This window comes from Rubrivirga sp. SAORIC476 (assembly GCF_002283555.1).
Taxonomy (GTDB): domain Bacteria; phylum Bacteroidota; class Rhodothermia; order Rhodothermales; family Rubricoccaceae; genus Rubrivirga.
This window is the reverse complement of record NZ_MVOI01000003.1, coordinates 1,477,582-1,491,861: the sequence shown is the minus strand read 5'-3', so window position 1 is coordinate 1,491,861 and position 14,280 is coordinate 1,477,582. Positions and strand designations below refer to the sequence as shown.

The 14,280-nt window shown below is 72.6% G+C and carries 12 protein-coding genes; 9 read left to right on the top strand and 3 right to left on the bottom strand.

The window, feature by feature from the left end; all coding sequences use genetic code 11:
- Positions 1-32: 32 nt before the first annotated feature.
- The gene (locus tag B1759_RS08055) at positions 33-1,955 is read left to right on the top strand and encodes an LVIVD repeat-containing protein (RefSeq protein ID WP_095514500.1); all 1,923 of its coding nucleotides are present in this window, start codon (positions 33-35) and stop codon (positions 1,953-1,955) included.
- 97 nt (positions 1,956-2,052) lie between these two features.
- Here the strand turns inward: B1759_RS08055 and B1759_RS08050 are convergent, their stop codons facing one another.
- Positions 2,053-2,280 (bottom strand): heavy-metal-associated domain-containing protein, encoded by a 228-nt coding sequence (locus tag B1759_RS08050; RefSeq protein ID WP_095514499.1) that lies wholly within the window; start codon positions 2,278-2,280, stop codon positions 2,053-2,055.
- Between the two features lie 21 nt (positions 2,281-2,301).
- Entirely contained in the window at positions 2,302-4,860 is a 2,559-nt protein-coding gene (locus B1759_RS08045) for a heavy metal translocating P-type ATPase (RefSeq protein WP_095514498.1), read from the bottom strand.
- A gap of 255 nt (positions 4,861-5,115) precedes the next feature.
- Here B1759_RS08045 and B1759_RS08040 point away from each other — a divergent pair, with 255 nt between their 5' ends.
- The 8 genes from B1759_RS08040 (at position 5,116) to B1759_RS08005 (ending at position 12,767) form a co-directional block, all read left to right on the top strand.
- Complete coding sequence (locus B1759_RS08040) at positions 5,116-5,985, top strand: YicC/YloC family endoribonuclease (protein WP_158225173.1); 870 nt, start codon at positions 5,116-5,118, stop codon at positions 5,983-5,985.
- Positions 5,986-6,070: 85 nt separating this feature from the next.
- The gene (gene gmk, locus B1759_RS08035; protein ID WP_095514496.1) at positions 6,071-6,652 is read left to right on the top strand and encodes a guanylate kinase; all 582 of its coding nucleotides are present in this window, start codon (positions 6,071-6,073) and stop codon (positions 6,650-6,652) included.
- A gap of 157 nt (positions 6,653-6,809) precedes the next feature.
- A complete protein-coding gene (locus tag B1759_RS08030) occupies positions 6,810-7,139 on the top strand; it encodes a DNA-directed RNA polymerase subunit omega (RefSeq protein WP_095514495.1) in 330 nt (109 codons plus the stop codon).
- Between the two features lie 25 nt (positions 7,140-7,164).
- Positions 7,165-8,442: a bifunctional phosphopantothenoylcysteine decarboxylase/phosphopantothenate--cysteine ligase CoaBC gene (gene coaBC, locus B1759_RS08025; protein WP_095514494.1), complete on the top strand. Its 1,278-nt coding sequence runs from the start codon at positions 7,165-7,167 to the stop codon at positions 8,440-8,442.
- Positions 8,443-8,483: 41 nt separating this feature from the next.
- The gene (locus B1759_RS08020) at positions 8,484-9,119 is read left to right on the top strand and encodes a GDSL-type esterase/lipase family protein (protein ID WP_095515089.1); all 636 of its coding nucleotides are present in this window, start codon (positions 8,484-8,486) and stop codon (positions 9,117-9,119) included.
- Positions 9,120-9,270: 151 nt separating this feature from the next.
- Positions 9,271-10,224, top strand: coding sequence for a uracil-DNA glycosylase (locus tag B1759_RS08015; protein WP_198948787.1), 954 nt, complete (start codon positions 9,271-9,273; stop codon positions 10,222-10,224).
- A 94-nt stretch (positions 10,225-10,318) separates the two neighbouring features.
- Positions 10,319-11,914, top strand: coding sequence for a replicative DNA helicase (gene dnaB / locus B1759_RS08010; protein WP_095514492.1), 1,596 nt, complete (start codon positions 10,319-10,321; stop codon positions 11,912-11,914).
- A gap of 139 nt (positions 11,915-12,053) precedes the next feature.
- On the top strand, positions 12,054-12,767 hold the full coding sequence (locus tag B1759_RS08005) for a DUF4349 domain-containing protein (RefSeq protein WP_095514491.1): 714 nt from the start codon (positions 12,054-12,056) through the stop codon (positions 12,765-12,767).
- A 39-nt stretch (positions 12,768-12,806) separates the two neighbouring features.
- On the opposite strand, the gene B1759_RS08000 is transcribed toward B1759_RS08005, so the two are convergent.
- Complete coding sequence (locus B1759_RS08000; RefSeq protein WP_095514490.1) at positions 12,807-14,078, bottom strand: hypothetical protein; 1,272 nt, start codon at positions 14,076-14,078, stop codon at positions 12,807-12,809.
- Positions 14,079-14,280 lie beyond the last annotated feature (202 nt).

The window sequence follows — 14,280 nt, the reverse complement described above, 5'->3', positions numbered from 1 at the left end:
TCCGTTCTTCCCCACTCCCCGCCGACGCCTCCATGCGCCTTCTCTTTACGCCCCTCGCCCTCGCGCTCGCGGTGGCCCTCGCCGCGCCCGTCAGCGCGCAGACTCTGGACGACCCGCGCGTCGGGCTCCGCGCCGGTCTGTTCGATGCGGAAGAGGCCCTCTTCGGCCTCCAGAAAATGTCGTCCACGCCGCCGCCGGAGGCCTTCGTCGGCTTCACCAACTCGGACCTCGCCTTCACCGGCGACTACGCCATCCAGGGGAACTACAACGGCGTGATCGTCTGGGACCTGAGCAACCCCTCGGCCCCGGAGATCGTGACGGAGTACGTCTGCCCGGCGTCGCAGAGCGACGTCTCGGTCTACGGCGACCTGCTGTTCGTGTCGGGCGAGGGCCTCGGTGGCCGCCTCGACTGCGGCACCCAGGGCGTTCAGGAGGCCGTCAGCGCCGACCGCCTGCGCGGCATCCGGATCTTCGACATCTCGGACATCCGCGACCCGCAGTACATCTCGAACGTCCAGACGTGCCGGGGCTCGCACACGCACTCGGTCCTGAAAGACCCCAACGACGACGAGAACGTCTACATCTACGTCTCCGGCTCGGCGCCCGTCCGCCCCGCCGACGAGCTCCCAGGCTGCGTCTCGGCCGACCCCGACGAGGACCCCAACTCGGCGCGTTTCCGGATCGAGGTGATCCAGGTGCCGCTGGCCAACCCCGCCGCCGCGGCCATCGTGTCGTCGCCGCGCATCTTCGAGGGCCTGGAGGCCCCGCCGGAGCACGGCCCCTCGCCGGCCGACCTCGCCGAGATCGAGGCCGCTCGCGCCTCGGGCAAGTTCATCGTCTTCGTCGGCGGCCAGGACCGTGTCCTGCCGGACGGCTTCGCGCAGCAGCTGCTCGGCCAGATGGTCGCCCAGCGCGGCGGAGAGGGCACGCCGACGGCCGCGGACTCGACGATGCTCCGCGAGCAGCTCCCGGCCATCATCGCGGCCCGCTTCGGCACCGGCGACGACGAAGACAGCGGTCCCGAGCCCGGTCCGAACCAGTGCCACGACATCACGCTCTACCCGCAGATCGGGCTCGCGGGCGGCGCCTGTGAGGGCTACGGCCTCCTGCTCGACATCTCGAACCCGGCCCAGCCGTTCCGCCTGGCGGCGGTCGCCGACTCGAACTTCTCCTACTGGCACTCGGCGACGTTCAACAACGACGGCTCGGCGGTCGTCTTCACCGACGAGTGGGGCGGCGGCGGCGGCCCGAAGTGCCGCGCGGACGACCCCTACGAGTGGGGCGCCAACGCCATCTTTACCATCGAGGACGGCGATCTGGACTTCCAGAGCTACTTCAAGATGCCCGCCGTCCAGACCTCGCAGGAGAACTGCGTGGCTCACAACGGCTCGCTGATCCCGGTGCCCGGCCGCGACATCATGGTCCAGTCCTGGTACCAGGGCGGCATCTCGCTCTTCGACTTCACCGACCCGGCCAACCCGGTCGAGATCGGCTACCACGACCGCGGACCGATCGACGCGGACCAGTTCCAGATGGGCGGCAGTTGGTCGGTGTACTGGTACAACGGCAACATCGTCAGCTCCGAGATCGCGCGTGGGCTGGACGTCTTCCAACTCGTCCCGAGCGAGCACCTGACGCAGAACGAGATCGACGCCGCTAACACCGTCGAGCTGGCCTACCTGAACGCGCAGGGCCAGCCGGTCAACGAGTGGCCGGCCTCGTTCGCCCTCGCGCGGGCCTACATGGACCAGATCGAGCGCTCGGGACAGTTCTCGGCGGGTGACCTCGCCCAGGGCCGCCAGATGCTCGATCAGGCGGAGGCCGCCAGCGGCGCCGCACGGCGCCAGATGCTGATGTCGCTGGCCGACGCCATCGCGCAGCGCGCCAGTGGCGATCAGGCCGCCAAGGTGACGATGCTGGCCCAGGCCGTCCGCGACCTCGCGATGGCGGGCTGATCACTCCCACCGACGGAGCGACCGCGCCCCGTCCGCCTCGGCACCGAGGTGGACGGGGCGCGGCGCGTTCCGGCGGGGTTGGACGGCGCGATGCGCGCTACTCGGCGTCGAACACGGCCTGGAAGCCCGCGCCCTCGACGGCGCCGCGCACAGTGTTCTGGTCTGCGCCGTCGGCGAGGCGGACGATGGCCGGGCCGTCTAGGGTGAGCTGCTCGACGGTCACGCCGGGCGTGCGCTCCAGCGCGCGGGTGGCCGAGGCGACGCAGCCGCCGCAGGTCATGCCCTCGATGCCGAAGCGGAGGGTGTCGGGTGTCTGAGTGTCCATGGGAGGGGGAGGCGTGTGAGGCTATCGGGCGTCCGCGAGGGCGGGCGGTCGGAAGCGGCGGAGGCGAAGCGCGTTCGTAAGCACGAAGACGGACGAGAGGCCCATCGCGGCGGCCCCGAGCACGGGCGAGAGCATCACCCCGAGCACGGGGTACAGCGCGCCCGCCGCGACCGGGATCAGAACTACGTTGTAGGCGAACGCCCAGAACAGGTTCTGCTTGACGTTGTGGAGCGTCGCGGCCGACAGCGCGCGGGCGTCGACGAGGGCCGCCAGGTCGCCGCGCATGAGCACCACGTCGGCCGCCTCGATGGCCACGTCGGTGCCGGTGCCGATGGCGACGCCCACGTCGGCCTGGGCCAGCGCAGGCGCGTCGTTGATGCCGTCGCCCACGAACGCGACGCGGGCCGGGCCGCCGTCCTGCCCGCCCTCGCGCTGGAGGTCGCGAACAGCCTGCGCCTTATCGGCCGGGAGCACCTCCGCCCGCACCTCGTCGATGCCGAGGCGCCGGGCGACCGCCTCGGCCGTCTGGCGGTGGTCGCCGGTGATCATCGCCACGCGCAGCCCGACGTGGTGGAGCGCCGCGATGGCGGCGGGCGTGGTCGCCTTGACGGGGTCGGCCACGGCGAGCGCGGCGACGAGCACGCCGTCGACGGCGGCGTAGAGGGGCGTCTTGCCCTCGGCGGCGAGCGCGTCCGACGCCTCCGCCAGGGCGTCCACGTCCAGCCCGACCTGCCGCATAAACCGGTCGGCGCCGACCTCAACGCGGTGGCCTTCGACGGTCCCGCGGACGCCGAAGCCGGGCACGGCTTCGAAGGCGGCCACGGGCGGCACGTCCAGCCTGCGGTCGGCGGCGGCGCGGACGATGGCGCGGGCGACGGGGTGCTCGCTGGGTCCCTCGACGGCGGCCACGAGGCGGAGCAGGGCGGCTTCGTCCAGCCTGGCATCCAGCGCGAGCGCCACGTCGGTCAGCGTCGGGCGGCCCTCGGTGAGTGTGCCCGTCTTGTCGAGCGCAACCACCTCGGCCTCGGAGAGCGTTTGGAGCGCCTCGCCCTTGCGAAACAGGACACCCAGTTCGGCCGCTTTGCCCGTGCCGACCATCACGGAGACGGGCGTCGCGAGGCCCATCGCGCACGGGCAGGCGATGATGAGCACGCTCACGGCCGCCACGAGCGCGTGCGTCAGCGCCGGGCTCGGCCCGACGGCCAGCCAGACGGCGAACACGAGCGCGGCGACGACCAGCACGACGGGCACGAACACCGCCACGACGCGGTCCGCGAGGGCCTGAATGGCCGGGCGCGACGCCTGCGCGTCCTCCACGAGCCGGACGATCTGGGCCAGCACGGTGTCCGCCCCGACGTGCGTCGTGCGGACGAGCAGCGACCCGGCCTGGTTGACAGTCCCGCCGACGACCTCGGCGTCGGCCGCCTTCTCGACCGGGACCGGCTCGCCCGTCACCATCGACTCGTCGACGTAGCTCGTGCCGTCCACCACGACGCCGTCGACGGCCACCTTCTCGCCGGGGCGGACGCGCACCACGTCGCCGACGGCGACCGCGTCGAGGGGGACCTCTACCTCGGCGCCGTCGCGGACCACGCGGGCGGTGTCGGCGCGGAGCCCAAGCAGCGCGCGGACGGCGTCCGAGGTCTGGCCCTTGGCCCGCGCCTCGAACCATTTGCCGAGCAGGATCAGCGTGATGATCGTCGCCGACGCCTCGTAGTAGACGTGGACCGCGTCGGGGGGCAGAACGCCGGGCAGGAACGTCGCGACGACCGAGTAGCCGTACGCCGCTGACGTGCCGAGGGCGACCAGCGTGTTCATGTCGGGCGCCCCATGGCGTGCCGCGGCCCAGCCTGCCCGGTAGAACCGCGCGCCCGGTCCGAACTGGACCGCAGTCGCGAGCGCGAACGCGACCCACCACCGCGTCTGCATCGGGATCAGCCCGTCGATCCAGGCCATCCCGCCGGGGATCACCATCGGGACCATCTCCAGCAGGAACAGCGGGAGGGTCAGCCCGGCAGCCCAGAGGAGGCGGCGGCGGAGCGCCGCGCGGCTCTGGGCACGCGCCGCCTGCTCGGCGTCCGCCGCGCTCGTCCCGTCGGCGCCCTCGACCACGTCGTAGCCCGTCCGGCGGACGGCCTCGTAGAGAGAGTCGACGTCGGTCCCCGCGGCGTAGCGGACCGTGGCGCGCTCGGTGGCGAGGTTGACGTTCGCCTCGACCACGCCGTCGGCACGCTGGAGCGCGGTCTCGACGCGCCCGACGCAGGCCGCGCACGTCATCCCGCCGACGGCGAAGGTCATCTCCTCGGTGCGCACGTCGTAGCCCGCCCGCTGGACGGCCTCGGCGAGGGCCAGCGGCGAGGTCTCGGCGGCGTCGAAGTGGACCGTGGCGCGCTCGGTGGCGAGGTTGACCGTCGCCTCGGCGACGCCCGGCACGGCTGCCAGCGCCTTTTCGACGCGGCCCGAGCACGCGGCGCAGGTCATGCCCTCGACGGCCAGCGTCGCCCGCGACAGAGAGTCGTCGGGGCCGGGGGCACCGTCTCCGGAGACGGGCGGGGCATCGGGCAGCGTGGAGGAGGGCATCGGAACAGACGGTTGCGAGACGGACGCAGTGGCGCGCATCGTCATTACCGCGGCCGACGGGCGCCAGAGCCTGAGTGGTGTCCAACAGGACCCGGTGCCGAACGGACCCGCCGCTTCGCCGAACGCCTCGTGGAATCTGAGCGCAGCGAAGGCAGAGCCCTGCGTCTGTCAGGCGCAGAGCGCTCGCCGCAGACGAGGCGGTAGCTTCCCCGTTCCCTTCCCCGTTCCCTTCCCCGTTCCCCGATGCTCCGCAGCATGACAGGATTCGGCCGAGGCACCGCCCGCGAGGGCGCCGCCGACGCCACCGTGGAGGTCCGCACGGTGAACGGGCGCTACGCCGAGGTCACGGTCCGCGGCCTGGGCGACCTCGCCGAGCACGAGGCCGCCGTGCAGAGCCTCGTCAAAGACGCCATCGAGCGCGGCAACGCGACCGTCCATGTGACGCTGGCGACGGGCGCCGCCAGCGGTCCGCTCCAGGTCGACACCGCCGCGGCGTCGGCGCTGGGCGCGCTGCTCCGCCACGCCGCCGCCGCGGCCGGGCTGGCCCCCGAGTCGGTCACCGTGGCCGACCTGCTGCGCGCGGGCGACGTGCTGGTCCCGGCCCCGCCGGACCCCGCCGCCGCCGAGGCTGCCTGGGCCGCCGTCCGCGCCGCGCTCGCCGAGGCCCTCACCCGTCTTGACGCGATGCGCCAGGCCGAGGGCACCGCCCTCGCCGACGATCTCGGCGCCCGCCTCGACGCCCTTGATGCGCTCACCGCCGAGGTCGAGGCCCGCGCGCCGGTCCGCCTGGAGGCCGCCCGCCAGCGCTTGCGCGACCGCCTCACCGACCTCGTCGACGTGCCCGACCTCGACCCCGGCCGCCTGGAGACCGAGGCGGTGCTGCTGTCCGACAAACTGGACGTGACCGAAGAGACGGTCCGCCTGCGGAGCCACTTGGAGCAGGTCCGCGAGGCCCTCGCCGCGCCCGAGCCGGTCGGGCGGCGGCTCAACTTCCTGTCGCAGGAGATCGGCCGCGAGGTCAACACGATCGGGTCGAAGGCCAACGACGCCGAGATCACGCGTCTTTCGGTCTCCATGAAGGAGGAACTGGAAAAGATCCGCGAGCAGGTGCAGAACGTAGTCTGAGAGGGATAGAGGGATCCGGGATGGAAGGATGAGCGGAGCGCTCTCCCCGTCCCTCTCTCATCCCGCACCCCGCATCCCTCCCCTTATGACCCTCATCGTGCTCACGGCGCCCAGCGGCGCAGGCAAGACGACCATCGCGCGCCGCCTGATGGCCGAGGTGGACGGTCTCCGCTTCTCGGTCTCCGCCACGACACGCGCCCCGCGCCCCGGCGAGACCGACGGCGTCGACTACGTCTTCCTGACGCCTGAGGCGTTCCAGGCGCGGGTCGCCGCGGGTGACTTCCTGGAGTACGAGGAGGTCTACCCCGGCCGCGTCTACGGCACGCTCCGGCAGTCGGTCGAGGAGATCGCCGCCGCGCCGGACGTCCGCGCGGTGGTGCTGGACGTGGACGTGATCGGGGCGCTCAACGTGAAGCGCATCTACGGCGACGCCGTGCGGACGCTCTTCATCGCGCCGCCCAGCCTCCAGGCCCTCGCCGACCGCCTCCACGCGCGCGGCACCGAGACCGAGCAGCAGGTTCAGACGCGCCTCGCGCGGGCCGAGATGGAACTGTCCCACGCGCCCGACTTCGACACGGTCATCGTCAACGACGACCTCGATGTGGCCGTGGCCGAGACCGTCGCCCAGGTGCGGTCGTTTCTGGGGGAGAGGGGGATGGAGGGATAGGCAGAAGGCACGCAAGAAGGCAAGGTCGCCGGCCGTGCCGACGCGCCCTCTGAAGCCGCGTGCACTCCTGCGCTCCTCTTCCCCTACTATTCCCGATCCTGCGGCCCGCCGGGCGGTACTCTGTCCCGTCCCTGCGTCCCTGCACCCCGCGACTCTCATGGCGATCAAGACCCTCGACACGGCCAAACTGGCCGCCGAGACCGGCAACCTCTACGAAACCGTGGCCGTGCTCTCGAAGCGCGCCCGGCAGCTCTCCGCCAAGACCAAGGCCGAGCTGGACCAGCGCCTGAGCTACTTCGAAGACCTCTCGCTGGACCCCGCCGAGGAGATGCGCTCCAACGAGGACCAGCTCCGCATCTCGCTCGAGTACGAGCGCCAGCCGAAGCCCAGCCGCGCCGCCATCGACGAGATCGAGCAGGGCGAGCTCTACTTCCGCAACCCGACGGCCGCCGAGAGCGCCGCGGCCGACCGCGAGCGCGGCGAGTAATCCCGCCTCGGAAGCTCCGCGCCCCGTGTCGCTCAGAGGAAAAAAGATCGTCCTCGGCATCACGGGGAGCATCGCGGCTTACAAGGCCGCCGACCTCACGCGTCGCCTCGTCAAGGCGGGCGCCGAGGTGCAGCCGGTGATGACGGCCGCCGCGGGGCGGTTCATTCCGCCCCTCACCATCGCCACGCTGGCCGGCCGCGAGGTGCTGTCCGAGCTCTTCCCCGAGGCGGGCGAGGCGCAGACGGCCTGGACGAAGCACGTCGACCTCGGGCTCTGGGCGGACGGCGTCGTGATCGCGCCCGCGACGGCGCAGACGCTCGCCAAGCTGGCGGGCGGCTTCTGCGACTCCATGCTGACGGCCGTGGTGCTCTCGGCGCGCTGCCCGGTGCTGGTCGCCCCGGCCATGGACCACGACATGTGGGGCCATCCCGCCACCCGGCGCAACGTGGCGACGCTCCAGGCCGACGGCGTGACGGTCGTCCCCCCCGCGCACGGCGAGCTGGCGTCCGGCCTCATCGGCGACGGCCGCCTTCCCGAGCCGGAGGACCTGGTGGCACAGATCGGCCGCTGGCTCGATGAGAGCGGGGAACGAGGGATAGGGCACGACGCCGCCCGCCTCGGCGCGGAGGCAGACGCCCCCGCGTCCCTCGCTGGCCGCCACGTCCTCGTGACCGCCGGCCCAACGCGCGAGGCGCTCGACCCGGTCCGCTTCCTGTCCAACGGCTCGACGGGCCAGATGGGCTTCGCGCTCGCCGCCGCCGCCGCCCGCCGCGGCGCTCGCGTGACGCTGCTCGCCGGGCCGGTCGCGCTGGATACCCCGCCCGGCGTCGAGCGCGTCGACATCGTCACGGCCGACGACCTGCTCCAGGCGGCCCTCGCCCACGCTGAGGCGGACGTGGTGATCGCCGCCGCCGCCGTCAGCGACTACGCGCCCGCCGAGCCCGCTGACCGCAAGCTCAAGAAGGGCGACGACGACCTGACGCTCCGTCTCCGCCGGACGCCCGACGTGCTCGGCACGCTGGGCGCGCAGAAGCGCGACGGCCAGACGCTCGTCGGCTTCGCGCTGGAGACGCACGACGGCGAGGCGCACGCACGCGGCAAGCTGGCGCGCAAGCACCTCGACTGGATCGCGCTCAACGTGCAGGGCGAGCCCGGCGCGGGCATGGGCGCGGCCACCAATCGTGTCACGCTGCTCGGCGCCGACGGCGCGCGCGTCGAGATCCCGACGGCGCCCAAGGCGGAGGTCGCCGAGGCGATCCTCGACGTGCTCGCGTCCAGCCCCAGCGGAGGGGACGCCCGGTGATCCGGCTCCTCGCCGTCCTCGTCCTCCTGGCCCCCGGCTGCATGCCCGACGCTCCTGCTTCTGCCCCCGGCACGGCGGCTCCGTCCGGCGCCCGCGTCCTCGCCCTCGGCGACTCGTACACCATCGGCGAGGGCGTCGCGCCCGTCGACCGCTGGCCGGCCCAACTGGCCGCCCGCCTCGGTGCCGTCGCGCCCGAGATCGTCGCCGTGACCGGCTGGACGACCGACGAACTGGACGCCGGGATCGACGCGGCCGACCCGCAGGGCACCTACGAACTCGTGACGCTGCTCATCGGCGTCAACAACCAGTACCGCGGGACCTCGCTGGAGGGCTACCGGACGGAGTACCGGGCGCTGCTCGGCCGCGCCATCGGGTTCGCGGGTGGCGACCCGTCGCGTGTCGTCGCGGTGTCGTTTCCCGACTGGGGCGTGACCCCGTTCGCGGCCAACGACCGGCGGACGGCCGACCAGGTGGAGGCCGAGGTGGACGCCTTCAACGCCGTCGCCCGCGCGGAGGCCGGGGCCGCGGGCGTCGCCTGGGTGGACGTCACTCCGCTCTCGCGCACCCAGGGAGCGCTCGTCGTGGATGACGGCCTGCACCCGAGCCGGGAGGCGTACACGGGCTGGGTCGAGGCGATCCTCCCCGCGGCGCGAGAGGCCCTGGGAAGCAGGAGGTAGACTCCGCGGAGCCGCCTCACGCATCACTGGACCGTCTCCGCGTCGCCTTCACTGGAGAGGCAGTTGTCCACACCGTTATCCACGGTGTGCACACGGAGCATTGCGGTACCGTGGCGGGCCGTCTACTTTGCTGTTCCCCCCCGACCCCCGCGTGGCCGACGCCGCCCTTGCTCTCGCCGACGTCGCCCGAGAGGCGCGTGCCCTGATCGCTCTCCAGCGCCAGATCGCCGGGCCGGTGCGCTACCTCGGCCCGCCCGCGCCGGACCCGCAGCCTGCTGCGCCCGCCTCGGGGGGCTCGCCGGACACCGCCGCGGTGCGCGAGGTGGAGGAGCGCGCGCCGGCGGCTCCGTCCGAGGCGGCGTCTCCTGACGCGACCCCGCACACGGAGCCTGCCCCGCCCGTCGCCGTAGACACCGACCCATCTTCCGACGACGACGTGCCCGACCTCTTCGGCGACCTGCCTGACCCCAGCCTCGACGAGTCCCTCTCTCCCTACGAGCGGATCGAAGCCCTCATCCCGGAGGGCCACCCGCTCCACGACCTCCACTCCCTCGACGAGGTCTACGCCTGGCTCGCCGAGACCGAGCTGGTGCCCATCGACCGCGACCGCATCAACCCCGTCCTCGGCACCGGCGACCCGGACGCCGACCTGATGATCGTCGGCGAGGCGCCCGGCGCCGACGAGGACCGCCTCGGCGAGCCGTTCGTGGGCCGCGCGGGCCAGCTGCTGAACAAGATCCTGGAGGCCGTCCTGTTCCAGCGGGAGGAGGTCTACATCTGCAACATCCTCAAGAGCCGCCCGCCCAACAACCGCGACCCGCTGGCCGAGGAGGTTGAGGCCCACATCCCGATCCTCTACAAGCAGATCGCGCTCGTCCGCCCCAAGCTGATCCTGGCCGTCGGCAAGAGCGCGGGCAACGGGCTGCTGGGCAAGAGCTCGTCGCTGGGCTCGCTGCGCGGCTCGTTCCACGACTACTACGGCATCCCGCTGATGGTGACCTACCACCCGGCGGCGCTCCTCCGCAATCCCCAGTGGAAGCGGCCCACCTGGGAGGACGTCAAGCTCCTCCGGACGAAGTACGACCAACTGGTGGGCTCCGCGTAGCCCTTCCTCTTCTGTCCCGGCTGCGCATGTTGCGTGTTTCGTGTAGCGCGGCCGGTCAGATACCACACGCACTACGAAGCGCGCAATAGCCCTCATGGCCGACCCTGACGACTTCGCCCAGCGCCCCCTCCGCATCGACGAGGACATGCCCGGCGTGCCCATCGAGAAGATGGCCGGCGGCAAGCGGCGCAAGCCGTTCAACGTGCTGCCGATGCAGCAGCAGGCCGGGCGCATGCCGCCCCAGGCCGTCGAGGTGGAGCAGTCCGTCCTGGGCGCACTCCTGATCGAGCGCGAGGCGATCCCGAAGGCCATCGAGATCCTCCCCGCGGACGCGTTCTACGACCCCAAGCACCAGCGCATCTACGAGGCCGTCGAGGCCCTGTTCGAGCGCGGCAACCCGGTCGACCTGATCACGCTCACCGAGGAACTCAAGCGGCGCGGCGACTACGACGGCATCGGCGGCTACTACCTGACCGAGCTGACGACGCGCGTCGCGTCGGCGGCCAACGTCGAGTACCACGCCCGCATCATCGCCGAGAAGAGCCTCCTGCGGAAGCTCATCACGACCATGACGGGCGTCGTGGGGCAGGCCTTCGACCCGACGACCGACGCGTTCGACCTGCTGGACAACGCCGAGCGGGAGATCTTTCAGATCTCGGAGTCTCAGCTCCGCAAGGGCGCCGTCGACATGAACTCGGTGGTGCACCAGACGATGCAGCACCTGGAGTCCATCCACGGGCGCGAGGGCGGCATCACGGGCGTGCCGTCCGGCTTCACGGCGCTCGACGCCATGACCGGCGGCTGGCAGAACTCGGACATGGTCATCGTGGCGGCGCGGCCCTCGATGGGCAAGACCGCCTTCAGCCTGGCGCTGACGCGCAACGCGGCGCTGCATCCCGAGAAGCCCGCCGGCGTGGCCTACTTCTCGCTGGAGATGTCCGCCCAGCAGCTGGCGCAGCGCCTGCTCACGTCCGAGGCCCGCGTCGACGCCCAGCGCGCCCGTACGGGCCGCCTGCACGACGACGACTGGCCCAAGCTGGCGCGCGCCGCCGGGCGCCTGTCGGCCGCCAACATCTTTATCGACGACACGGCCGGGCTCGGTATCCTGGAACTCCGTGCCAAGTGCCGCCGCCTCAAGGCCGAGCACGACATCGGGATGGTGATCGTGGACTACCTGCAGCTCATGCACGGGACGTCCCAGACGGCGGGCAACCGCGAGCAGGAGATCGCGCAGATCTCGCGCTCGCTCAAGGGCCTCGCCAAGGAGCTCAACGTGCCCGTCATCGCGCTCGCGCAGCTGTCGCGCGCCGTGGAGACGCGTGGTGGTGACAAGCGCCCCCAGCTCTCCGACCTTCGCGAGTCCGGCTCCATCGAGCAGGACGCCGACGTGGTCATGTTCATCTACCGCGCCGAGCGCTACGGCATCACGGTGGACGAGAACGGCAACTCGACGGAGGGCCTGGGCGAACTGCTCATCGGCAAGCAGCGAAACGGCCCGATCGGGGACGTCAAGGTGGCGTTCGTGAACCAGTACGCGCGCTTCGAGAACCTGACCAGCTACGTCGCCTCGGACCCGTCGGGTGGCTACGCGGACTATCCGTCGCTGGACGGCCCGCCGAGTGGCGGCGACGGCTTCGACTCGGGCGGTCCGCCGCCGCTGCCGCCGCCGGCCACCGACGTGCCGTTCTGACCCTGCCCGCCTCGGACCGGTCCGGATCGGGGGCGGCGAGTGCGAGTGCGTCTTGGGAATGCGGAGCGGGGGCGGAGGATGGCCCTGCTAGGCGGTCTCCTTCGGTGGTTGTTTGCGGGGTTCGTCGCCTCGATCTGCCATGCGCCCTTCTCTGGTCCTGTTCTGCGTCCTGACGCTCTCCGCCTGTGGGACGGCCTCGTCCTCGGCCCCCATGAGCGGGCCGGTCCTGGGTGAGGTCGTGATGGTCCAGGGCGGTCGCTCCGCGGAGGTCGCGTACGAGCGCCCCCTGATCGGAGCCGACCGAGGCCGCGCGCAGGCGGGCGACCGGCGACTGGTCCGCACGGCCGACCTCGGGCTGGAGGTCCGCGACGGGGACGCGATCCCTGGCGTGCTGGACGCGGCGGCCGCGACGACGGAGGCGCTGGGCGGCTACGTGGCCGCCGAGGAGCCGCGCGCGATGACGCTCCGCATCCCCGACGCCCGTCTCGACGAGGCGCTGGACGCGCTCGGGGGCCTCGCGAAGGAGACGCGCCGCGCCGTCCGCGTGGCCGACGTGACCGATCAGTACACCGACCTGGAGATCCGCCTCGCCAACGCCCGCGCCCTCCGCAACCGCCTGGAGGCGCTCCTCGCGCAGGCGACGACGGTGACGGAGGTGCTGGAGGTCGAGCGCGAGCTGTCCCGCGTGACCACCGAGGTGGAGCGCCTCGACGGCCAGCTCCGCAGCCTCGCCGACCGCGTCGCGCTCTCGACGGTGCGCCTGACCGTGGCCGACGGCGTCCGCCCGGGGCCGGTGGGCTACGTGTTGGTGGGCGTGTACGAGGTCGTGAAGTGGCTCTTCGTCCGGGACTGACGAGCACCGCGAGCGTCGCCGCCGCAGTCCCTCGCCGTCCTACCGGAAGCGCGGGCGGAAGTCGCCGAGACCCCAGACCAGCCGGAGCGACGTCAGCGTGATGCCGCCCGGCCCGATCCCGATGAGTCCGTCCACGATGGCCCGCTCGCGTTCGAGGTAGTGGAGGCTCAGGCCGACGCCCACCGACGGGCGCAGGGGCACCGCCTCGCCCTCCGCCGGCCGGTCGGTGGTGAACTGGAGGCGGGGCGTGAACTCGGTCGTCACGTCGTCATAGGCCGCGCCAACGAGGCCGATCGCGACGCCCTCCACCAGAAACGCGCCGATGGCCTCCGCGATCACGCCCCGCACGCCGACGCCCAGCGACAGGGCGTCTCGGCCCACGAAGTCGCCCTTCGGGTAGCCCATCAGGAGGTCGCGGTCGAGCTCGGGCAGGTAGATCCACGGCAGCGGCTCGGTACCGTCCTGGCGGGTCACCACGCCCGCGGCGCGGACGAACAGCGCGCCGCGCTCGGGCAGGAAGGGGAGCCGGATGAGGGCCGGGCGGAACAGGATGCCGGACGCCTGGGCCCGCCAGAAGCCCAGCCCGGACGCGTCGGTGGCTTCGAAGCGGGCGACCTCCGCCTCGGTGTAGCTCCCGTACCGGGGCATGCCCGGGATGTCGCGCGTGTCGCGGATGGCGGCCAGGGCCACCTCGACGCCCTGCCGGTCGGCCCCCTGGAGCGCTTCCAGGCGGGCGAGGTCGTCCGGCCGGACGAGCGCCAGCGCGCCGTCGCGCCGCTCGGTGAAGCCGCGGAGGCGGTCGAATCGGTAGCGGACGGTGGGCTGCAGGCGGAGGCCGCGCGGGCCCGCGGGGGCCCACGCCAGCCGGGCCTCGCCCAGCGCGGAGAGGCGGTCGAGGAAGAGCTCGCCGCCGTCGGCGGAGTGGGGCCCGTGCCCGACGAAACCGGTCCGCGTGGTGGTCCACCCGGCCACGCCGAGGGTGCCGACGAGTGGCGCGCGGTCGAGGTCGCCGGTGAGGTACTCGGCGAGGCCGCCCTGGAGCCGCTGCGCGATCCGCGCCTCGACCTGAAGGTGGTCGTCGCTCGCGATCACGCCGTCCACCGCGACCCCGCCGCCGAGACCGACCCCCTTCGACGGGGAGTACAGCGCGCTCGGCGAGAACACCGGCCGGACGCGCGCCCGGTCCAGGTCGTCCGCCACGTCTTCGACGGCCTCTTCGATCACCTCCTCCGGAGTGTCCACGGTGTCGGGAGCCGCGGGCGGCGGGGCGGGCACCTGGAAGAGGAGGGCGAGGGCGACGGCAGCGAGCATGCGGAGTGGTGGGAGAGGGGAGAAGGGCGAACCGCCGGATGTGGGACGCCCGCCTGTCCGAACGGTTACAATCCAGACCCGTCGGCGCGGGGCCGTCGGAGGTGATACGCTCGTCCGATCCCCAACTTCCCGCTCTTGCGCCCGCCGAGGATTGAGGACGCCCCCCAGATTGCGGCCTTCGTTGCGGAGCGGAAGGTCGAGC